The sequence below is a fragment of the Nocardioides sp. zg-1308 genome (assembly GCF_013155375.1).
GTDB lineage: Bacteria > Actinomycetota > Actinomycetes > Propionibacteriales > Nocardioidaceae > Nocardioides > Nocardioides renjunii.
Genome location: NZ_JABJQY010000002.1, coordinates 1,775,744 through 1,796,824, shown reverse-complemented (window position 1 = coordinate 1,796,824; position 21,081 = coordinate 1,775,744). Strand labels below are relative to the sequence as shown.

18 protein-coding genes and 2 tRNA genes are annotated in these 21,081 nt (G+C 73.6%); 5 read left to right on the top strand and 15 right to left on the bottom strand.

Features of this window, described 5'->3' with window-relative positions:
* Positions 1 to 78: 78 nt before the first annotated feature.
* A complete protein-coding gene (locus HN031_RS10400; RefSeq protein ID WP_172269609.1) occupies positions 79 to 1,119 on the top strand; it encodes an adenosine deaminase in 1,041 nt (346 codons plus the stop codon).
* 14 nt (positions 1,120 to 1,133) lie between these two features.
* On the opposite strand, the gene HN031_RS10395 is transcribed toward HN031_RS10400, so the two are convergent.
* From HN031_RS10395 to HN031_RS10345, 11 genes are all read right to left on the bottom strand, one after another.
* Entirely contained in the window at positions 1,134 to 2,198 is a 1,065-nt protein-coding gene (locus tag HN031_RS10395; protein ID WP_172269607.1) for a UDP-N-acetylmuramate dehydrogenase, read from the bottom strand.
* On the bottom strand, positions 2,191 to 2,589 hold the full coding sequence (locus tag HN031_RS10390) for a MaoC/PaaZ C-terminal domain-containing protein (RefSeq protein ID WP_172269606.1): 399 nt from the start codon (positions 2,587 to 2,589) through the stop codon (positions 2,191 to 2,193). Before HN031_RS10390 ends, HN031_RS10395 begins: the two co-directional genes overlap by 8 nt.
* Positions 2,586 to 2,996: a MaoC family dehydratase N-terminal domain-containing protein gene (locus HN031_RS10385; protein WP_172269604.1), complete on the bottom strand. Its 411-nt coding sequence runs from the start codon at positions 2,994 to 2,996 to the stop codon at positions 2,586 to 2,588. The genes HN031_RS10390 and HN031_RS10385 overlap by 4 nt, the downstream gene beginning before the upstream one ends.
* 69 nt (positions 2,997 to 3,065) lie before the next feature.
* Positions 3,066 to 3,236, bottom strand: a complete 171-nt coding sequence (rpmG, locus tag HN031_RS10380; protein WP_056907127.1) for a 50S ribosomal protein L33 — start codon at positions 3,234 to 3,236, stop codon at positions 3,066 to 3,068.
* A gap of 41 nt (positions 3,237 to 3,277) precedes the next feature.
* Positions 3,278 to 3,354 (bottom strand) — tRNA-Met (locus tag HN031_RS10375).
* 36 nt (positions 3,355 to 3,390) lie between these two features.
* A tRNA-Thr gene (locus HN031_RS10370) sits at positions 3,391 to 3,463 on the bottom strand.
* Positions 3,464 to 3,509: 46 nt separating this feature from the next.
* Entirely contained in the window at positions 3,510 to 4,925 is a 1,416-nt protein-coding gene (locus HN031_RS10365) for an amidase (protein WP_172269602.1), read from the bottom strand.
* A gap of 22 nt (positions 4,926 to 4,947) precedes the next feature.
* Complete coding sequence (locus HN031_RS10360; protein WP_367650724.1) at positions 4,948 to 5,550, bottom strand: DNA-3-methyladenine glycosylase I; 603 nt, start codon at positions 5,548 to 5,550, stop codon at positions 4,948 to 4,950.
* Positions 5,551 to 5,591: 41 nt separating this feature from the next.
* Positions 5,592 to 6,317 (bottom strand): DUF2652 domain-containing protein, encoded by a 726-nt coding sequence (locus tag HN031_RS10355; protein WP_172269598.1) that lies wholly within the window; start codon positions 6,315 to 6,317, stop codon positions 5,592 to 5,594.
* Positions 6,318 to 6,355: 38 nt separating this feature from the next.
* Positions 6,356 to 8,044 (bottom strand): MFS transporter, encoded by a 1,689-nt coding sequence (locus HN031_RS10350; RefSeq protein WP_172269597.1) that lies wholly within the window; start codon positions 8,042 to 8,044, stop codon positions 6,356 to 6,358.
* A gap of 52 nt (positions 8,045 to 8,096) precedes the next feature.
* On the bottom strand, positions 8,097 to 9,014 hold the full coding sequence (locus HN031_RS10345) for a pirin family protein (protein WP_172269596.1): 918 nt from the start codon (positions 9,012 to 9,014) through the stop codon (positions 8,097 to 8,099).
* Between the two features lie 91 nt (positions 9,015 to 9,105).
* Here HN031_RS10345 and HN031_RS10340 point away from each other — a divergent pair, with 91 nt between their 5' ends.
* Together HN031_RS10340 and HN031_RS10335 are read left to right on the top strand one after the other, a co-directional pair.
* The gene (locus HN031_RS10340; RefSeq protein ID WP_172269594.1) at positions 9,106 to 10,989 is read left to right on the top strand and encodes an ABC transporter ATP-binding protein; all 1,884 of its coding nucleotides are present in this window, start codon (positions 9,106 to 9,108) and stop codon (positions 10,987 to 10,989) included.
* Positions 10,986 to 12,923 carry an ABC transporter ATP-binding protein gene (locus HN031_RS10335; protein WP_172269592.1) on the top strand — a complete coding sequence of 646 codons (1,938 nt, stop codon included), beginning with the start codon at positions 10,986 to 10,988 and terminating at the stop codon, positions 12,921 to 12,923. Before HN031_RS10340 ends, HN031_RS10335 begins: the two co-directional genes overlap by 4 nt.
* A gap of 30 nt (positions 12,924 to 12,953) precedes the next feature.
* On the opposite strand, the gene HN031_RS10330 is transcribed toward HN031_RS10335, so the two are convergent.
* The 4 genes from HN031_RS10330 to HN031_RS10315 all read right to left on the bottom strand — a co-directional run bounded on the left by HN031_RS10330 (position 12,954) and on the right by HN031_RS10315 (position 18,892).
* A complete protein-coding gene (locus HN031_RS10330) occupies positions 12,954 to 14,207 on the bottom strand; it encodes a multidrug effflux MFS transporter (RefSeq protein WP_216652101.1) in 1,254 nt (417 codons plus the stop codon).
* Complete coding sequence (locus tag HN031_RS10325; protein WP_172269590.1) at positions 14,204 to 16,060, bottom strand: glycoside hydrolase family 15 protein; 1,857 nt, start codon at positions 16,058 to 16,060, stop codon at positions 14,204 to 14,206. The genes HN031_RS10330 and HN031_RS10325 overlap by 4 nt, the downstream gene beginning before the upstream one ends.
* Positions 16,050 to 17,489 (bottom strand): glucose-6-phosphate dehydrogenase, encoded by a 1,440-nt coding sequence (zwf, locus tag HN031_RS10320; protein WP_172269588.1) that lies wholly within the window; start codon positions 17,487 to 17,489, stop codon positions 16,050 to 16,052. The genes HN031_RS10325 and zwf overlap by 11 nt, the downstream gene beginning before the upstream one ends.
* A gap of 182 nt (positions 17,490 to 17,671) precedes the next feature.
* Entirely contained in the window at positions 17,672 to 18,892 is a 1,221-nt protein-coding gene (locus HN031_RS10315; protein ID WP_172269586.1) for a homogentisate 1,2-dioxygenase, read from the bottom strand.
* 65 nt (positions 18,893 to 18,957) lie between these two features.
* Between HN031_RS10315 and HN031_RS21525 the strand changes: the two genes are divergently transcribed.
* Positions 18,958 to 19,827, top strand: coding sequence for a hypothetical protein (locus tag HN031_RS21525; protein WP_172269584.1), 870 nt, complete (start codon positions 18,958 to 18,960; stop codon positions 19,825 to 19,827).
* Positions 19,824 to 21,038, top strand: a complete 1,215-nt coding sequence (gene fahA, locus HN031_RS10305) for a fumarylacetoacetase (protein WP_172269582.1) — start codon at positions 19,824 to 19,826, stop codon at positions 21,036 to 21,038. The genes HN031_RS21525 and fahA overlap by 4 nt, the downstream gene beginning before the upstream one ends.
* Positions 21,039 to 21,081 lie beyond the last annotated feature (43 nt).

The following is a 21,081-nucleotide window of genomic DNA, read 5'->3' as shown; positions in this document are numbered from 1 at the left end:
GGGCCGATCCAGTCCCAGTCGAACCGAGGGGAGGATCCGCACGCCGGGCGGGTCGGTCGCCCCGCCTACGATGCGCGCATGACGGGTGAGGGGGTGGGCCGGGGCGAGCGGCCGCGCGAGGTGTCCGAGCTGCCGAAGGCGCACCTCCACCTGCACTTCACCGGCTCGATGCGCCACGCCACGCTCCTCGAGCTCGCCGAGCGCGACGACATCGCCCTTCCGGACTCCCTGGTCGAGGACTGGCCACCCGTGCTCAGCGCCGCCGACGAGAAGGGCTGGTTCCGCTTCCAGCGGCTCTACGACGTGGCGCGCTCGGTGCTGCGCACGCCCGAGGACGTACGCCGCCTGGTGCTGGAGGCGGCCGAGGACGACGTGCGCGACGGCGGGCGGTGGCTCGAGATCCAGGTCGACCCGAGCGGCTACGCCGCGCGGTTCGGCGGCATCACCGCGTTCACCGACCTGGTCCTCGACTGCGTCCGCGACGCCTCGGAGCGGACCGGCCTCGGGATGGCGGTGGTGGTCGCGGCCAACCGCACGCGCCACCCCCTCGACGCCCGCACGCTGGCCCGGCTGGCTGCGCAGTACGCCGGACGCGGGGTGGTCGGGTTCGGGCTGTCCAACGACGAGCGGCGTGGCCGGACCGAGGACTTCGCGGGCGCGTTCCAGATCGCCGAGCGGGCCGGCCTGGTGCTCGTGCCCCACGGCGGCGAGCTGCGGGGACCGGACCACGTCCGCACCTGCCTCGACAGCCTCGGAGCGCAGCGGCTCGGCCACGGCGTGCGCAGCGCCGAGGACCCCGAGCTGCTGGACCGGATCGTGTCCCGCGGCATCGCGCTGGAGGTGTGCCCGGTCTCCAACGTCTCGCTGGGCGTCTACTCCGACCTCACGTCGGTGCCGCTGCCCCAGCTGCTCGCCGCCGGCGCGACCGTCGCGCTGGGCGCCGACGACCCGCTGCTCTTCGGCTCGCGTCTGGCGGGGCAGTACGCCACGATGCGGGCCGCGCACGACCTCGACGACGCGACGCTGGCCCGGCTGGCGGAGATGTCGTTCGAGGCGTCGCAGGCGCCGTCCGACGTGGTCGAGGCGGCCCGGCGCGACATCGCCGCCTGGCTGTCCTGACGGGCTGCTCGAGGTCAGCCGTCGAGCGAGCAGCCCACGGTCACCGGCTCGTTGACGAGGGTGACGCCGAAGCGCTCGCGGACCCCGTCGCGCACCTCCCGGGCCAGGGTCAGCAGCTCGTCGGTCGTGGCGCCGCCGCGGTTGGTGAGCGCGAGCGTGTGCTTGGTCGAGAGGCTGACCCGCTCCCCCGCCTCGCCGCTCGTGAAGCCCTTCCCGAAGCCCGCCCGCTCGATCAGCCAGGCGGCGCTCGACTTCACGGTCCCGTCCGGCTGCTCCCAGCGCGGCGCGTCCGCCGGCAGCACGGCGGCCTGCTCGGGGGTGAGGACGGGGTTGGTGAAGAACGACCCGGCGCTCCACGTGTCGGGGTCGCCGTCGTCGAGGACCATGCCCTTGCCCGAGCGCAGCGCCAGCACCGCCTCGCGCACGGCTGCCAGCGGCGCCCGCTGCCCGACCTCGACGCCGAGGCGGCGGGCCAGCTCGGCGTACGTCACCGGCTCGGACAGGTCGCCCTGCCGCAGCTGGAAGGTCACCTCGAGCACGAGGTAGCGCCCGGGCTCGGCCTTGAAGCGGCTGTGGCGGTAGCCGAAGCCGCAGTCCGCGGCGGCGAAGGTGCGCTGGGTGCGCTCGACCCGGTCCCACGTGCGGACCCGGGCGATGGTCTGCGAGACGTCCTGGCCGTAGGCGCCGACGTTCTGGATCGGGGTCGACCCGACGGCGCCGGGGATCCCGGAGAGGGCCTCGATGCCGGCCCACCCCTGCGCGACGGCGAGGGCGACGAGGGCGTCCCAGTCCTCGCCCGCGGCGACGGTGAGCACCACGCCGCCGCACTGGGCCAGGGCGTCGACGTCGCACGTGTCGGTGTCGGCGTGCACGCCGGTCGTGGCGACCTGCACGACCCGGCCGTCGAACCCCGCGTCGGCGACGACGAGGTTGGAGCCGCCGGCGAGCACCAGCACGGGCGTGCCCGCGGCGTCGGCGTCGGCCACGGCGGCGACCAGCTCGGCCTCGGTGGTGGCACGTACCCACTCCCGACCGGGGCCACCCAGGCGCAGGGTGGTGTGGTCGCGCAGGTCAGGCACGCACGACCGCCTTGGGCATGCCGAGCACCTTCTGGCCGCCGCAGGTGACCTCGAGCGCGAGGGTCACCAGGTCGTCGGCGACCGACTTGACCGTGCCGCCGACCACGACCTCGGCGCCGCCCTCGGCGGGCACCACGACGGGGCTGGTGAACTTCGCCCCCAGGTCGACGACCTCGGCGCCACCGGTCCACCCCGCGACGGCGGTGCCGACCAGGGCGAGGGTGTACATCCCGTGGGCGATCACGCCGGGGAGGCCGACGCTGCGGGCCACGTCCTCGTCCTGGTGGATCGGGTTGTGGTCGCCGCTCGCCTCGGCGTAGGCCACGAGGTCGGCGCGGGTGACCGTGAAGGTCGCCGGGGGCAGGACGTCGCCGGCGCTGAGGGTGCTCATGCGTCACCGTCCGATCCGGAGGAGTGCACGAGCGTGGCCTTGCCGGTGCAGACGACCGCGCCCGCGGCGTCGACGATCTCGCTGCTCGTCGCGATGATGTCGGCCCCGCCGATCTGGCGCAGGCCGGTGACCGTCAGGGTGGCGCGCAGCTCGTCGCCGGCCACGAGCGGGCGGGCGTAGGCGAAGCGCTGCTCGCCGTGGACGATGCGGTGCAGGTCGATCCGCTCGGCGTCGAGGAAGGCCTGCATGGCGTCGAAGGCGAGCACGATCGGGAAGGTCGGCGGGACCACCTCGGGGGCGCCGGGGTGGCCGACGGCCGCGGCGAAGGCGCTGACCCGCTCGGGGGTCACGGACAGGGGCGCCGGTGCGGGGAACGCGCGTCCCACCAGCGAGGGGTCGACGGGCATGGCACCGAGCCTACAAACACGACAACCCGTCCGAGTGCTCGGACGGGTCGGGTGCGACGACGGACGACGTCAGCGGGTCTCGCGGTGGATCGTGTGCCGACGGTCGCGCGGGCAGAACTTCTTCAGCTCGATCCGGTCGGGATCGTTGCGTCGGTTCTTCTTGGTGATGTAGTTGCGCTCCTTGCACTCCGTGCACGCGAGCGTGATCTTGGGGCGGACGTCAGAGCTCTTGCTGGCCATGGGAGATCCTTGGGTTGCGGGGTGGTGCGGCGTGGGACTGGTGGTAGCGGGGGCGGGACTCGAACCCGCGACACCACGATTATGAGCCGTGTGCTCTAACCACCTGAGCTACCCCGCCGCGGAGGACGGACACCCCGGAGGAGGTCCGACCCAGAGCCCCTTTACGGAATCGAACCGTAGACCTTCTCCTTACCATGGAGACGCTCTGCCGACTGAGCTAAAGGGGCAACGACGGAGAACGATACACAGGCCCCGCCACGATGAGAAATCGGCTCAGCCGGCCTCTGCGGAGGCGTGGATCCGGGGCCACCCGACGGCCTCCTCGAGCTCGTAGGACAGGCCCAGCAGGCGGGCCTCGCGACCCGCGCCGGCCCCCAGCATCATGCCCTGCGGCAGTCCCGCGGCCGTCGTGGCGAGGGGCAGCGAGACGGCCGGCTCACCGGTCGCGTTCTGGAGCGGCGTGAACGCCACCCACTCCATCAGCCGCGTCATGATCTCGTCGTAGTCCTGGTCGGGACGGAGGTGTCCGACGCGGGGCGTCTCGGTGGCCAGGGTCGGGGTGAGGGTGACGTCGTACGACGCGCGGTGGCGGGCGGCGAGGTGCTGGGAGCGGCGCAGCACGGCGATCGAGTACGGCTGCCTGTGCAGGTTGCGGGCGGCGTGCCTGGCCAGCCCCAGCGTCAGGTTGTCGAGCTTGGTGGGATCCCACGTGGCGCCGAAGTCCTTGCGGCCGCGGCGCGCGATCACCAGCGCGAGCATCGACCAGAACCGCACGAAGTGCTCCGGGAAGCTGTCGGGGATCGGGTTGTCGATCTCCTCCACGTGGTGGCCGAGCGACTCCAGCAGCGCGGCGGTGCGCAGGGTCAGCTCGCGCACCTCGGGGCTGGAGTCGCGTCCGATGCCCTGGGTGACGACGGCGATGCGGAGCCGGGCACGGCCCGGCCGGGTGATGTCGCCGACCGGCGCGAGGAGCGGGTTGCGCCAGATCTTCTCGGCCTCGCGGTAGAACGCCGCGGTGTCGCGCACGCTGCGTGTCAGCACGCCGTCGGAGACGATGCGGACGGGCATCTCGCGCATCATCCGGTCCTGGGCGAGCCGGCCGCGGGTCGGCTTGAGGCCGACCAGCCCGTTGACCGCCGCCGGGATGCGGATGGAGCCGCCGCCGTCGTTGGCGTGGGCGATCGGGACGGCGCCCGCGGCCACCAGCGCGGCCGACCCGGCGGACGAGGCGCCGGCGTAGTGGTCGAGGTTCCACGGCGAGCGCACCGCGCCCAGCCGCACGTGGTCCGCGGCGCCGGAGAAGCCGAACTCGGAGAGCTGGGTCTTGCCCAGCGGGATCAGCCCGGTCGCGAGGTACATCCGGGCGAAGTCGCCGTCGGCCTTCGCCGGCTCGGCGGTGAAGGCGTCCGCACCGTGCTGGGTGGGCATCCCGGCGACGTCGACGTTGTCCTTGACGAACGTGGGCACCCCGGCGAAGAAGCCACCGCGCGGCGAGCGAGCCTCCTCGCGCGCCCGGTCGTAGGCGGCGTGGGCGACCGCGCCGAGGGCGGCGTCGACCTTCTCGGTGCGGGCGACGGCCGCGTCGACGACCTCCGGGATCGAGACGTCACCGGCGCGCAGGGCGGCCACCAGCCCGCAGGCGTCGAGGTCGGCCAGGGCGTCGTCGGAGAAGGCGTGCACGCGCGTCATGTCGGGAGGCTAGGCCATCCACTCAACCCGCGACACCCCGTCGGTGGCAGCCCTCGAGGTGGTCGTCGACGAGGCCGATGGCCTCCATCAGCGCGTGCATCGTGGTGGGTCCGACGTGGGCGAACCCGGCCTTCTTGAGGGCCTTGGACAGCGCCAGCGACTCCGGGGACGTGGTCGGTACGTCGGCGCTCGTGCGCGGCGGCGGGCCCGGCTCGGGACGGAAGCCCCAGATGAACGCCTCCAGGCCACCGCTGTCGCGCAGCGCGACGGTCGCCCGGGCGTTGGCGATCGCGGCGTCGACCTTGCGGCGGTTGCGGACGATGCCGGCGTCGGCCATCAGCCGCTCGACGTCGGCGGGACCGTAGGCGGCCACCGCGTCGGCGTCGAAGCCGGCGAAGGCGGCACGGAAGTGCTCGCGCTTGTTGAGGATGGTCAGCCACGACAGGCCCGACTGGAACGCCTCCAGCGTCAGCCGCTCGAGGTGGGCGGCCTCACCGTGGACGCGCAGCCCCCACTCGGTGTCGTGGTAGGCCAGGTTGACCGGGTCGCCGGCGCCCCAGGGGCAGCGCGCCACGCCGTCGGCGCCCACGACGGGGCCTGCGCCCCTGACCGGTTCCGTCTCCACGTCCGCATCCTCGCGCACGGCACCGACAGGAGGCTGGGCCGTCAGCCGACGGGCTGCACGGCACCCCGGCCGCGGCCGCGCCGGCCGAGCATGTAGGGCAGGCCCGCGCCGGCGGCGTACGCCGTCCGCGCGAGGCGACCGCGCCAGGTGGGCGGCGGCAGGGGCGTCGGGTCGCCGACCGGGAGATCGCGCACGTCGACGTAGAAGGCCCGCAGCGGACCGAACCCCTCGAGCACGGGCTCGACCTGCTGCACGTCGGCCGGCAGCGCCGGCGAGCCGCCGTCGTAGAGCTCCTCGCTGAGCAGGACGTACTCGCGCAGCGGGACGGGGTTCTTGAGCAGGCGGTGGACCAGGATGACGTCGATGCCGACCAGCTTGAGCCGGTCGCGGATCGTCTGCGTGGCCACCTCGCCGACGTGGGCGACGAACTTGAGGGTGAGGTTGGCGGCCTCCTTGCACCCCGAGCAGGGGCACAGGTTGGTGGCGACGTACTCGCGCTCGACGTGGAAGGCGCGGTGCATGGCCGCCGCGGAGTGGGCGACCTCGGCCACCAGCTCGTCGTGGTCGCTGGTGCCGACCTCGCGGTGGAGGAACGCGGCGTCGCCCTCGATCTCGATGAGCTCGAGGCCGGGCACGGCGTCGACGACCGTGGCGAGGAGCCGGCCGGTGTTGACCTCGGCGTGCGCGAGGCTCATCCGGTGGGTGCTCATGTAGTCGGTGTAGCCACCGATGTCGGCGATGAGCAGGAGCCCGCGCGCAGAAGCCATGGCTCACAGTGGCAGACCGGCGGACCACCCACCAGCCCTCACGACCCCGGAGGACTCCCGGTCGCCGGCCGGTCCGGGTCGTAGCGCTCGAGCAGCCGGTCGACGCCGACGGCGGCCTCGCTGGCGCTGGGCGTCCAGCCCGTCACGACGGTCAGGAAGTGCTCCGAGCGCAGCGCCCGCAGGCGTACGCCGGTCCGCGCGACGACGGTGGCGGTGCGGGTGCTGCGCCGCAGCAGGGCGATCTCGCCGAAGCCCTCGCCCGGCCCGAGCGTGGCGACGACCCGGCCGTCGCCCACCACGTCGACCTCGCCGGACTCGACGACGTAGTAGCGGTCCCCCGTGTCGCCCCGGCTGAAGACGGTCGCCCCCGCCGGGAGGTCGACGGACTCGAGGCCGCGCGCGAGGTGCTCGACGGAGGGCAGCGGGAGGGTGCGCAGCATCGGCACGCGCTGGAGGAGGCCGACGGCCTCGTCGTGCACCCCGACGGTCCGGTCGAGGGCGCGCAGCCGCCACCACGACGCGGCGGCCAGCCCGGGGCAGACCAGGCCGACCACGACGAGGGCCGGGCGCAGGCCCCAGGCGGCCACGGCCCACGAGGCGGCGACGGCGCCCAGGCCGATCGAGACGGCGACCGTGCTCTCCAGGACGCCGAAGACGCGGGCCAGCACCGCGTCGGGCGCCAGCCGGCCCAGGAGGGTGAACCCCGCCACGTCGATGAGCGCGTTGCCGACGCCGATCATCGCCATGGCCACCAGCGCGGGGACGTCGTGGGGCACGAGCCCGACGAGCACGAGCGGCAGGCCCCAGAGGGTGACGCCGAGGGCGAACCACGCGCCGAGCCGGCGGGTGCCGACGAGCAAGGAGGCGGCGAGCGAGCCGAGGACGGCGCCGACGCCCACGGCGGTCATCAGCGTCCCGGCGCCGGGCTCGCCGCGGTCGAGCAGCTCGATGGAGACCAGCACCGAGAAGACGGTGAGCGCCCCGCGCGTGAGGGACTGGGCCGCGGCGAGGCCGAGCACCAGCGCCAGCCCGCCGTCGCCCGCGACGGCGCGCAGGCCGTCGACCACCTCGCGCCCGAGGTGCCGGCCGGCGACCGTGGGCCGCGGCGGGGCGTCGTAGCGCAGCCGGAGCAGCAGCGCGGCCGACCAGAGCGAGGCCGCCGCGGCGACCCCGAACACCACGTCGACGTCGGCGACCTCGAGCAGCACCGCGGCCAGCAGCGGACCCACGAGCGTGGCCACCGAGTCGAGCATCCCGCGCACCACGTTGGCGCTGGCCAGCTCGTGCCCGGTGTGGCACAGGGACGGCAGGAGCGCGGAGTGCGCCGGCCGGAACAGCGTGGCGGCGACCGTCGAGAGGACGGCGAGGGCGTAGATCGCGATCGGGGCTCCGCCGAGCGCGGCGACGACCGCGGCGGCCGCCGTGACGATCCCACGCACGGTCGAGACCACGACCAGCACGCGCTCGCGGCGCCCGCGGTCGGCGTACGGCGACAGCAGGGGCGCGCAGATCGCGGACGGCACCATCCGCAGCAGCCCGACGAGGCCGAGCGCGGCGGCGCCGCCGTCGCGGTAGGCCACGATGCCCAGGGCCACGGTGAAGGCCCACTCGGCGGTCCAGGCGCCGAGGAAGCTCAGCTGGGCCCGGCGCAGGAGGGGGTTGCGTGCGTTGCTGGTGAAGGCGGACGCGGCGTCGGCCAGCCGCTGGGTGCCCGTGACCGCCGCCATGGACCGACAGTAGGGCGTGCCGCCGCGGGCGACATGCCCTCGATGAGGGAGGTCAGTGCCGGAGCTTGAGCCGGACGTGGGGCAGGGACGGTGCCGGGATCGGGTCCATCTCGATGTCGACGAGGCCGTAGCGGCCGTCGACGACGCGGCCGTCGCGGATCTGCGCCTGCCACTCGTCGCGGTAGCCGACGATCTCGTCATGGGTGCGGCCGATGAAGTTCCACCACATGACGATCGGCTCGCCGAACGGCGGCCCACCGAGCACGAGCAGGCGCGACTCCTCGAGGGCGGTGACCGTCAGCGTCGAGCGGCCCGCGGCCACGCAGGCGAGGTCGGTCGGCTTGAGCTCGGTGCCGTCGACCTCGAGCAGGCCGACGTCGAGCAGGACGCCGTGCTCGAACGTCTCGTCGACCTCGAGCTCGAGGGTCCTCCCGGTCGCCACCATCAGCTCGGCCCCCAGCAGCGGCGTGTGGGTGGTCACCGGGGACTCCGCGCCGAGCAGGGAGCCGAGGAAGACGCGGGCCTCCCACCCGGGACCGCGCACCGGCTGCGGGGCGAAGTGCTCGAAGCCGGGGTCGGTGTCGCGGCTCCCCTCCGGCAGCGCGATCCACAGCTGGGCGCCGTGGAGCACCGACGTCCCGGTCGTCGAGACCTCGGTGTGGCTGATGCCGCGGCCCGCCGTCATCAGGTTGAGCTCCCCGGGACGCACGACCGCCCGGTGCCCCGCGGAGTCGCGGTGCTCGATCTCGCCCTCGAAGAGCCAGCTGGCGGTCTGCAGTCCGGTGTGGGGGTGCGGGGCGACGACCATGCCGCCGGTCTGCTGGACCTCGTCGGGCCCGTAGTGGTCGACGAAGCACCAGGCGCCGATCAGGGACCGGTGGCGCTGCGGGAGCGTGCGTCGTACGCGCATGGCCCGGGGACCGCCCAGCGGGACCTCGCGCGAGGTGAGCACGTCGATGTGCGAAGTCATCGTGGCCACCGTACCCGCAGGGGTGAACGGGCGCGCCCCCTCGTTAATGCTTAGGGCCGATGAGGTCCGGGCGCCTAGGGTTCGACCTGACATGCAGGACTTCCCTCCCCGGATCGCGACGTTCTTCTCCGGTTCAGACGACGCCCCCACGCCCGACCCCGACACCCGGTCGCCCGTGGCGTTCCTGCGGTGGGTCGTGGGCCAGCAGAAGGCACTCATCGCGCTGTCCTCGCTGTGCTACTCGCTGTGGTTCCTGCCGATGACCCTCGGGCCGTGGATCTTCGGCCGGGCCGTCGACCAGGGCGTCGTGGGCGGCGACGAGGCCGCCCTCCTGGGGTGGGCCGCGCTGCTCCTTGGCGTGGTCGTGATCGGGGGCGTCTTCGGCGTCGTCTCACACACGCTCGTGGTCCGCAGCTGGCTCGTCGCCCTCTACGGCACGCTCGAGATGGTCACCCGCAAGGTCGCGCAGATGGGGCACGTGCTGCCCCGCCGCTCACCCACCGGCGAGGTGCTGAGCGTCGCCTCCAGCGACTCCGACGAGTTCGGGGCGTTCACCGAGATCGTGGCCCGCGCGACCGGGCAGCTGGTGTCCTACCTGACGGTGGCGTTCATCGTGCTGTCGATGTCGTGGGAGCTGGGCCTGCTGACGCTCGTCGCCGCCCCCGTGCTGCTGGGCGCGGCGCTGCCGCTCCTGCGGCCGCTGCACCGCCGCCAGCAGCTCGAGCGCTCGCGCACCTCCGACCTCACGTCGATGGCCACCGACATCGTGGCCGGGCTGCGCATCCTGCGCGGCATCGGCGGTGAGCAGACCTTCGGCGCCAACTACGACCGCCAGTCGCAGTCGGCCAAGGAGGCCGGCGTCGCCGCCGGCATCTGGCAGGCCGTCGTCGAGGCCGTGGGCGTGCTGCTGTCGGGGATCTTCCTCGTGGCGCTGGTCTGGCTCGGCACCCGCGAGGTCGAGTCGGGCGACCTCAGCGTCGGCGAGCTCATCACCTTCCTGGGCTACGGCCTCTTCATGGTCGGGCCCATCCGCACCTTCTTCGAGTTCGCGCAGAAGGGCGTCCGCTCGCTCGTCAGCGCGCGCAAGGCCATCGCGATCTTCGAGCAGCGCCCGCCGTGGCGCGCACCGGCCGAGCCGGTCGCCCTCGACGGCTCCGCCGCCCTCCACGACTCCTCCAGCGGCCTGACCGTGCGGCCGGGCATCCTCACCGTGGTGGTGAGCGCGGTCCCGGAGCAGAGCTCGGCGCTCGCCGACCGCCTCGGTCGCCACCTGCCCGCCGACACCGAGCCCGTCCCGGCCGAGGACGACGACGACACCAAGGGCCGTGCCGCCCGGCGCGCCCGGGCCGAGCGTGCGCGCGAGCGGGCCCGCATCGCCGCGCTCGACGAGGAGAAGGCCCGCCGCGACTGGGGCGTCACGCTCGGTGGCGTCGACCTGGCCCGGGCCGACCTCGACGACGTACGCCGCCGGGTGCTGGTCAGCGACACGAGCAGCCAGCTCTTCGCCGGCACGCTGCAGGACGCCGTCGACCCGCACGCGCGGCTGACGCGCGAGCAGGCCGAGCAGGCGCTGCGCGTCGCCAACGCCGAGGACGTCTACGACGCGCTGCCCGAGGGCTGGCAGGGCCAGCTCGAGGAGCGCGGCCGCGGGCTGTCCGGCGGGCAGCGCCAGCGCGTCGTCCTCGCCCGCGCCGTCGCGGCCGACCCGCCGGTCCTGGTGCTGGTGGAGCCCACCTCCGCGGTCGACGCCCACACCGAGGCGCGGATCGCGGAGCGGGTCGCCGAGACCCGCCGCGGGCGCACCACCGTGGTCACGACCGTCTCACCGCTCTGGCTGCACCACGCCGACCACGTCGTGCTGCTGCACGACGGCACGGTCGTCGCGGAGGGCCGCCACGCCGACCTGCTGGCCGAGGACGACGACTACCGGCGCGTGGTCGCCCGGGCGCTCGACGCCGAGGAGGTCGTGCGATGAGCAGCTCGACGGGCACCGACCTGCTCGCGACCTCGGCCGACACCTGGCGCGACCGGACCGACGACCCGCCCGTCGTGCCACCGGAGCTGCACCCGCCGGAGCACGCCGCCCTCCGCGAGCGCCACCGCGCCCTGTGGCAGCGGCACGCCCTGCGTCGGCAGCGCGCCGAGGACGTCTACGACGCCTCGCGCAACCCGGTGCGCGGGTGGCCGGTCTCCGGCAACCGGGCGGTGCTCGCGTTCTTCGGTGAGCTCGTGCGCCGCCGCAAGCGCTCGTTCGCCGTGCTGGTGCTCCTCAACGCGCTCGCCGCGGGCTCGGCGCTCGTCGTCCCGAGGCTGCTCGGCTCGCTGGTCAACCGCGTCCAGTCGCAGGGCGCCTCCGTCGACGGCCTCGACGGCCTGGCTCTCACCGTCATCGGCGTCGTGGTCCTGCAGTCGCTGTTCACCTTCGGCGCCCAGCGCACGTCCACCCACTTCGGCCAGGACCTGCTCGCCTCGGCCCGCGAGTACATCGTCGCCACGATCCTCCGGCTGCCGGTGGGCCGGGTCGAGGGCGCCAGCACCGGCGACCTCGTCACGCGCGTCACCCGCGACGTGGGCACCATGGCGCGGTCCGTGCAGTGGGGCGTGCCGAGGCTGCTGATCTCGCTGCTCACGGTCGTGCTCTCGGTCGTGGCGATGCTGCTGAACTCGCTCGTGCTGGCCGTCCCGGCACTGCTGGTCTTCGCGCTCTGCACCCCCGCCGTGCGCACCTACCTGCGCCGGGCACCGAAGGCCTACATCACCGAGGGCGCCACCTACTCGCGGATCAACACCACCCTCACCGAGACGGTCGAGGGGGCGCGCACCGTCGAGGCGCTGGGCCTGTCCGGGGCCCGGGTGCGGGCCGGCGGCGACGACATCGAGGTCTCGGCGCAGGCCGAGCGCTACGGCATGACGCTGCGCAACGTGCTCTTCGCCGCCCTCAACGGCGCCTTCCAGGTGCCGCAGGTCGTCACGCTCGTGGTCGGCGCCTACGGCTACAGCCGCGGGTGGGTGGACCTCGGGCAGATCACCGCCGCGATGCTCTACGTCGTCGCGCTGGCCGAGCCGCTCGACGCCGTGATCGGCGAGGTGGACCGCCTGCAGGTCGGCGCCGCGTCGACGAGCCGGCTGCTCGGCATCGCCGAGGTGCCGCCCGACCGCGAGCCCGGCGACCGCCTCCCCGACGGCGTCGAGCTGGTCGGCGACGACCTCCGCTTCGCCTACCGCGAGGGCCACGACGTGCTGCACGGCGTCGACCTGCGGCTGCGCACCGGCGAGCGCCTGGCCGTGGTGGGGCCGAGCGGCTCGGGCAAGTCGACGCTGGGCCGGCTCCTGGCCGGCATCAACCGTCCGCGCACCGGGTCGGCCCGCGTGGGCGGCGTCGACCTCGTTGACCTGCCGCTCGAGGTGCTGCGCACCGAGGTCGCGCTCGTCACCCAGGAGCACCACGTCTTCATCGGCACCGTGCGCGACAACATCGTCCTGGCGCGCGAGGCGTCGTCCGACGACGCCGTCCGCGAGGCGCTACGGGCCGTCGGCTCGCTGGCGTGGGTCGAGCGGCTGCCCGAGGGGCTCGACACGATGATCGGCTCCGGCCGCTACGCGCTGACCCCGGCCCAGGCGCAGCAGGTCGCGCTCGCCCGCCTGATCATCGCGGACCCGCACACGCTGGTCCTCGACGAGGCCACCTCCCTCATCGACCCCCGGACCGCCCGGACGCTCGAGGGGTCGATGAACAACCTGCTGGAGGGCCGCACCGTGGTGGCCATCGCCCACCGGCTGCACACCGCCCACGACGCCGACCGGATCGCGGTGGTCCTCGACGGGCGCATCGTCGAGCTGGGCAGCCACGACGAGCTCGTCGAGCTGGACGGGGAGTACGCCGCCCTCTGGCGCGCCTGGACCTCCTGACGACTCCCGCCTGACGGGTGTCCAGGTCCGTCAGATGCGGTCGGCGACAGCCGGGGCCGCCGGGGCGGGGGCGACCCGGCTCACCGCGCGGTGCCAGCGCCAGCAGAGCCAGCCGAGGACCACGCAGACCGCGGCGGTGATCGAGAAGCCGAGCACCGAGCGGCCGGCGTACGGCGCGAGGACCGCCGCGCTCACGGCGTTGAAGACGAGGGTGACGAACGACGAGGCCGACATGAGCGCGCCGCGGCGCGTGGGGACCAGGTCGAGCATCAGCAGCTGGATGTTGGGGTAGGCCAGCCCGTTGCCGAAGGCGACCATCGAGATGCCGACCACGGCCCAGGGCAGGACCTCGCCCGCCGGCGTCAGCGCGATGCCGACCCCGACGACCGCTCCCACCGTGCTGACGGCGTAGCCGATGGAGACGAGCTGTGAGCTGGTGAGCACCCGGCCGAAGCGGCCGCTGCTCAGCGAGCCGACCACCATGGCGCCGATCATCGGGACGAAGAGCTTCCAGAAGTCGAGCTCGCCCTCGCCGAGCAGGTCGACCACGAAGATCGAGGCGCCGCCGATGTAGAGGAACTGCGCGCCGAAGACCAGGGTGCCGGCCCACGTCATCCGGTGGAAGGCCGGCTCGCGCAGCACCTCGCCGAGGCCGCGCAGGATCTCGCCGACCCGGAGCGGGACCCGGCGCTCGGGCGGGTGGCTCTCGGGCAGCAGGGTCACGGTGAGCACGACCAGGGCCACCGCGAGGCCGGCCATGAACCAGAACACCGACTCCCACGGCCCCACCTGGATGAGCAGGCCGCCGATGATCGGCGCGATCGCGGGGGCCACGCCGAACAGCACCGCGACCTGGCTCATCATCCGCTGCGCCTGCGGGCCGTCGAAGAGGTCGCGGATGATGGTGCGGCTCACGATCGTCGACCCGCCGGCGGCCAGGCCCTGGGCGACGCGGCCGACCAGCAGCCACTCCAGCGAGGGCGCGAACGCGCACGCCACGGACGCGAGGGCGTACACCACCAGCGACCACACGATCACCGGCTTGCGTCCCACGGCGTCGGAGAGCGGGCCGTGGAACAGGCTCATGGCGGCGAAGGCCAGCATGTAGACCGTCACCACCAGCTGCAGCTGCGCCGAGGTGACCGAGAGCTCGTCGCCCATCGAGGCGAAGGCCGGGAACGGGGTGTCGATGCTGAAGGGGCCGATCATCGACAGCATCGCCAGCACGAACGGGATCAGTGCCACGACCATCCCGGTCGGACGGGCCCGAGAAGGGGTCGTCATGCGTCGAGGCTACGGTCCAGGTTGATCACGGCCGAGACCAGGCTCAGGTGGGTGAAGCCCTGGGGGAAGTTGCCGAGCTGCTCGCCGTTGAGGCCGACCTGCTCGGCGTACTGCCCGAGGTGGTTGGCGTAGGTGAACATCTTCTCCAGCGCCAGGCGTGCGTCGTCGAGCCGGCCGGCGCGGGTCAGCGCCTCGACGTACCAGAACGAGCACAGCGAGAACGTGCCCTCCCCGTCGGGCGGGCCGTCGAAGCCGTCGGCGCCCTCGACCCCATCGTCCAGGGTCGCCGGGTCGTAGCGCAGGACGAGCTGGTCGGAGACCAGCCGGTCCTCGATGTGCGCCAGGGTGGAGAGGAACCGCGGGTCGTCCGGCGCCACCATCTTCACCATCGGCATGAGCAGCGTGCCGGCGTCGAGGACCTCCCCGCCGGCGTGGGCGGTGAAGGTGCCGAGGTCGTCGTTCCAGCACTCGGTCATCACCCGCTCGTAGATGGCGTCGCGGGTGGCGGCGAGCTCGGTGAGGTCGCCCGGCAGGCCTCGGCGCCGGGCTACGCGCATCATCCGCTCGACCGCCACCCAGCACATGACCAGCGACGTGGTGTGGGTCCGCGGCTCACCGCGCACCTCCCACATGCCGGCGTCGGGCCGCTCCCAGTTGTCCATCAACCACGACACGATGCGGCGCAGGTCGGTCCACGCGTCGTGGCTGATGCCGCTGCCGTGCTTGTCGAAGAGGTAGACCGAGTCGATCAGCTCGCCGTAGACGTCGAGCTGCAGCTGGTCGACCGCGGCGTTGCCGACGCGGACCGGGCGGGACCCGCGGTAGCCGGCGAGGTGGTCGAGCTCGCGCTCGTGCGGGACCGCGCCGTCGAGGTCGTAGAGCACCCGCAGCGGTCCGAGCCGCTCGACGTCGACGCCGTCGTCACCGGCCTCACCGAGCCGCTCGGAGAGGAACCGGACGAACGCCGAGGCCTCGTCGGTGAAGCCGAGGCGCAGGAGGGCGTAGACGCTGAAGGCCGCGTCGCGCACCCAGACGTAGCGGTAGTCCCAGTTGCGCGAGCCGCCGATCGTCTCGGGCAGGCTGGTGGTCGGGGACGCGACGATGCCGCCGCTCGGCTCGTGGCACAGCAGCTTGAGGGTGAGCGCCGAGCGGTCGACCCACTCCCGCCACCGGCCGGTGTAGGTGCTCTGCGAGAGCCAGCCGCGCCAGAACGCCGCCGTGCGGTCGAAGAGCTCCTCGACGTCCGACTCGCTGCACCCCTGCGCCGGCTCGTCCGGGGCGAGGACCTCGAGCACGAAGAGGGCGGACTCCCCCGTCGTCAACGACACCTGCGCCGACGCGGTGGTGCGGTCGACGTCGAGGGCCACCGTGCTCGACAGCGCCAGGTGCAGGTCGCCGTCGGCGAACCGCACCACCTCGTCGTCGGCGACGGAGAGGTCCGGCTCGGTGGTGCTGTAGTCCGGTCGCGGCGTCATCGTCATCGCCAGGTCGACCCGGCCCCGCAGGCCGACCACCCGCCGGACGAGGCGCTGGCGGTGGTCGGGGTCGTGGGCGCGCAGGACGGGCATGAAGTCCTGGACCTCGACGACCCCCTTCTCGGTCATGAACCGCGTGACGAGGATGTTGGTCTCGGGGTGGTAGTACTGCTGGCTCCGCGCGTCCGGGTCCTCCGGTCGCAGCCGCCACGAGCCGGCGTCCGGGTCGAGGATCGAGGCGAAGACGCTCGGCTTGTCGAAGCGGCCGGGGCAGAACCAGTCGATCGTGCCGTCGGTGGCGACGAGCGCCGCGGTCCGCAGGTCGCCGACGAGCCCGTGGTCGGCGATCGGCGGCGCCTCCCGGGGCTCAGTCGGCATCGGCGTCCTGCCGTCCCAGTCGCCAGCCGCCCTCCGGCAGGTCGAGAGCCGCCTGCGGTCCCCACGAACCGGACGCGTACGGCAGCGGGTCGGGGCGGTCGTCGAGCACCGGCTGGCAGACCTCCCACAGCCGCCGCGTCTCGTCGGCGTGCGCGAAGAGCGTGTGGTCGCCCTGCAGCACGTCGAGCAGCAGCCGCTCGTAGGCCTCCAGCGGCTCGTCGTCCGGCAGCTCCTCGCCGAGGTCGAGGCGCATCGTGGCGGGGGCGAGCTCCATCTCGGGGCCGGGCCGCTTGCCGAGCAGGTCGACGTGGACCTGCGCCTCGTCGGTCAGCTCGAGGACCAGCTCGTCGGGGGCCAGGCCGCTGCCGAACACGGACGACTCGGGCTGCCGGAACCGCAGGGTCACCGTGCGCCGGGTCTCGGCCATCGCCTTGCCGGTGCGCAGGTGGAAGGGGACGTCGCGCCAGCGGTCGTTGTCGACCCACGCCTCGAGCGCCACGAACGTCTCGACGGTCGAGTCCTCCTCGACGTCCTCCTCGTCGCGGTAGCCGTCGTACTGGCCGAGCACCACCCGGGACGGGTCGAGGGGACGTACGTCCTCGAAGACCGCCGCGCGCGCCCGGCGGACGGCGTCGGCGGTCCACTCGCCCGGGTCCTCCAGCGCGACGGCGCCGAGGATCTGGAACAGGTGCGTGGAGACCATGTCGCGCAGCGCGCCGGTCGACTCGTAGAACGAGCCGCGGCCCTCCATGGCCAGCGTCTCGGGTACGTCGACCTGCACCGAGGCGATGCTGCTGCGGTCCCACGCCGGCTCGAAGAGCGCGTTGGCGAAACGGAGCGCCAGCACGTTCTGCACCGCCTCCTTGCCGAGGAAGTGGTCGATGCGGAAGACCTGCTCCTCCTCGAAGACCGCGCGCACGTCGCGGTCCAGCTCGCCGAACGACTGGAGGTCGAGCCCGAACGGCTTCTCGATGACCAGGCGCGCCCGCTCCGCGAGGCCCTCGCGACCGACCATGCCGACCATCCCGGACATGGCCCCCGGCGGGACGGAGAGGTAGACCAGGCGCAGCGCGTCGTCGCCGAGGTCCTCCTCCGCCTCGCGCACCCGCGCGGCCAGGTCGGAGCCGTCGTCGGCGTCCGAGGCGACGAACGACGTGCGGGACAGCAGCTCGCGCGCGACGGCCTCGTCGAGGTCGTCCACCGAGTCGTCCAGGGCCTCGCGCACCTCGTCGCGGAAGACCTCGTCGGAGTCGGGCGCGTGCCGGCCGCTGCCGATCACGGCGTACCGCTCCGGCAGCCGACCCGCGGCGGCCAGGCGGTAGAGCCCGGGGAACAGCTTGCGCGCCGCGAGGTCGCCCCGCGCGCCGAAGAGGAGGAAGACACAGGCGGGCAGGTCCGGGACGCCCTGCGTCCCTGGCTCGGCACTCATGCCCGCCACGCTAACGACCACCCGAAGGGGTCCGGTCGGCTGTCGGCTTGCTCTGCTTGCTCTGGAGTCCCCGGATATCCGGGGACTCCAGCGACAACGCGGAAGATCCGAGCCACCGGGTGACTCGGATCTTCCGCGATCTCGTTCTCGAACGCGACGGCCAGCGGCCGAGCCTGCCTCGCTCAGCTGTTGCTGTAGACCGCCGGCCCGCCGTCGTCGCCGGCCGAGTCGGGACCACGACCCGCCCAGGTCCAGGCGTACGCCGGGTCCTCCACCGCGCGACCGCCCTCCCCGAGCTCGAGGGGGGCGAAGGTGTCGACCATGACGGCCGACTCCTCGAAGTACTGCACGCCGAGGGACGCCTCGATCGCACTGGGCTGCGGTCCGTGGGCGTGGCCGCCGGGGTGCAGGCTGATCGAGCCGATGCCGATCCCGGAGCCCTTGCGGGCCTCGTAGTCGCCGCCGACGTAGAACATCACCTCGTCGGAGTCGACGTTGGAGTGGTAGTAGGGCACCGGGATGGCGAGCTCGTGGTAGTCGACCTTGCGGGGCAGGAAGTTGCACACCACGAAGTTCCAGCCCTCGAAGACCTGGTGGACCGGCGGCGGCTGGTGGACCTTGCCGGTGATCGGCATGTAGTCCTCGACGTTGAACGTGTAGGGGTAGAGGCAGCCGTCCCAGCCGACCACGTCGAACGGGTGGGTGGCGTAGGTGAGCCTCGTGCCGACGATGCCCGCGCTCGTGCGGTGCTTCACCAGCACCTCGACGTCGGTGCCCTCGACCTCGAGGGTCTCCGCGGGTCCGTGGAGGTCGCGCTCGCAGTAGGGCGCGTGCTCGAGGAGCTGGCCGAAGCGGGAGAGGTAGCGCTTGGGCGGGTGGATGTGGCTGTTGGCCTCGATGGCGTAGAGCCGCGACGGCTCGGCGGGCACCCAGCGGTGGTCGGTGGCGCGCGGGACGACGACGTAGTCGCCGGTGCGGTAGGGCACGACGCCGAAGACGGTCTCGACGGTGCCCGTGCCGGACTCGACGTAGACGCACTCGTCGCCGATGGCGTTGCGGTAGAGCGGCGAGGGCTCCGTCCCGGTCACGACGTACGCGATGCGCACGTCGTTGTTGCCGAGCACCAGCCGGCGGCCCTCGACGGGGCACCGGCCCGTCTCGAGGTCGTGCAGCCTGAGGTGGCGCGGCTTGAGCGGGTGGTTGGGGGTGCGCGACTGGTCGGCCAGCTCCCAGACCGTGCTGTCGGTGATCGCGCTCGGCACGCCGCGGTGGTAGAGCAGGGAGGAGTCGGAGGAGAAGCCCTCCTCGCCCATGAGCTCCTCGCGGAACAGGTGCCCGTCGTCGTCGCGCAGCTGCGTGTGCCGCTGGCGCGGCAGTCGTCCGACCGCCCGGTAGTAGGCCATCCGCGTGCTCCAATCATCCGACTATCGGACGCTGACGTCCGCTATCTGGTGGCTAGAGTAGTCCCGTGCCTCCCTCCTCCGCACCTGTCGTGTCCGACCTACAGCCCGGTCCGTGGCCCGAGCAGTGGCGCGGCCTCGTCGACGACGCGGCCGTCTTCCCGCCCGGTGACGCCGACCTCGCCGACGCCCTCGCGGCGTACGCCGAGCGCGGCACGGCCTGGTGGGCCGGCCTGGTCGGGTCCTTCGTCGTCCCCGACACCGCCCTCGGCTCCGTCCCGGCCGACGTGCCGGTCTCGGTCGTGCTGACCGGCGGCGCCGGTGCCGTGGAGGGCGTCGCCGCCCTGGCGGCACGCAAGCGCCTGCGCCTCGCCGGCCTCGAGGCGGCGGTCCGCGACGCCGACGACCCGGTCGGCAACGTGCGCCGCATCGACGCCGCGGCGCGGGCGGCCGGGCTCGACGTGCCCGTCTTCATCGAGGTGCCCGGCCCGACGACCGCCGCCTGGCTCGCCGCCGCCGACGAGGTCGCCGCCTGCGACCACCGGCTCAAGCTCCGCCTGGGCCACGTCGACCACGACCTCGTCCCCGACTCGCGCACCGTCGCGGGCTGGATCGACGCCGCCCTCGACCGCGAGACGCCGTTCAAGGCCACCGCCGGCCTGCACCGCGCCGTCCGGCACGACCCCGAGGGCGGTGGCGCGCACGGCTTCCTCAACGTGGTGGCCGCGACCCGGGCGCTGTGGGACGGCGGCTCCGCCGACGAGGCGGTCGCCGTGCTCGAGCAGCGCGACGGCGCGGCCCTCGCCGACGGGCTGGCCGAGGCCGACGTGGCCTCGGCACGCCGGTGGTTCACCTCGTTCGGGTCGTGCTCGGTCACCGAGCCGCTCGAGGACCTCGTGGCCTTCGGGCTGGTGCCGTCCGTGGGAGCGGCGTCGTGAGCGCCGCGACGTGGGTCGAGGGCGCGGCCGGCTCGGGCTTCGACGTCGACCACCTGCCCTACGGCGTCTTCGCCCGCTCGGGCGAGCGCCCCCGCGTGGCGGTCCGCATCGGCGACCAGGTGCTCGACCTCAGCGTGGTCGCGGCGGCCGACATGGTCGACACGCACGAGCTGTTCGACCAGTCGACCCTCAACCCCTTCATGGCCGCAGGCCCGGAGGTGTGGGCCTCGACCCGCGCGTGGGTGACCGGCCTGCTGACCGGGGAGGCCGAGCGCGACCTCGTCGAGCCGGCGCTGGCCCCGGTCGACTCCGTGACGATGCTGATGCCCTTCACCGTCGGCGACTACGTCGACTTCTACGCCTCCGAGCACCACGCCTCCAACGTCGGCCGGATGTTCCGCCCCGACCAGGAGCCGCTCCTGCCGAACTGGAAGCACCTCCCGGTCGGCTACCACGGCCGGTCCGGCACGGTCGTGGTCTCCGGCACCGACGTCGTACGCCCGTGCGGCCAGCGCAAGGCACCCACGGACGAGCACCCGACGTACGGCCCCTCCCGGCGCCTCGACATCGAGGCCGAGCTCGGCTTCGTGGTGGGCGTGCCGTCCCGGATGGGCGAGCGCGTCACCACCGCCGACTTCGCACGGCACACCTTCGGCGTCGTCGGGCTCAACGACTGGTCGGCACGAGACCTCCAGGCGTGGGAGTACGTCCCCCTCGGCCCGTTCCTGGGCAAGTCGTTCGCCACGTCGATCAGCGCGTGGGTCACGCCCCTGGCCGCCCTCGGCGCGGCGTGGACCGACCTGCCGGGACAGGCCGACCCGGACGTGCTCGACTACCTGCGCGTCGACGGGCCCGCCGGGCTCGACATCGACGTGGAGGTCGTCCTCGACGGCGAGGTCGTCGCGCGCCCGCCCTACCGCACGATGTACTGGTCGCCCGCGCAGATGCTCGCGCACACCACGGTCAACGGGGCCAGCGTGCGCACCGGCGACCTGTGGGGGTCGGGCACCGTCTCGGGTCCGGGCCGCGACGAGCGCGGCTCGCTGCTCGAGCTCAGCTGGGGTGGCGCGGAGCCCTTCACCGCCGCGGGCCGCGAGCGCACCTTCCTCGAGGACGGCGACGAGGTGACCCTGCGCTACACCGCTCCCGCGACCGGCGGAGGTCGCCTCACCCTCGGCGAGGTGACCGGGCGCATCCTCCCGGCCCACTGACGGCCGGGCGGGCATTCCCGTCCGTTCACCTCGTTGCGCCACC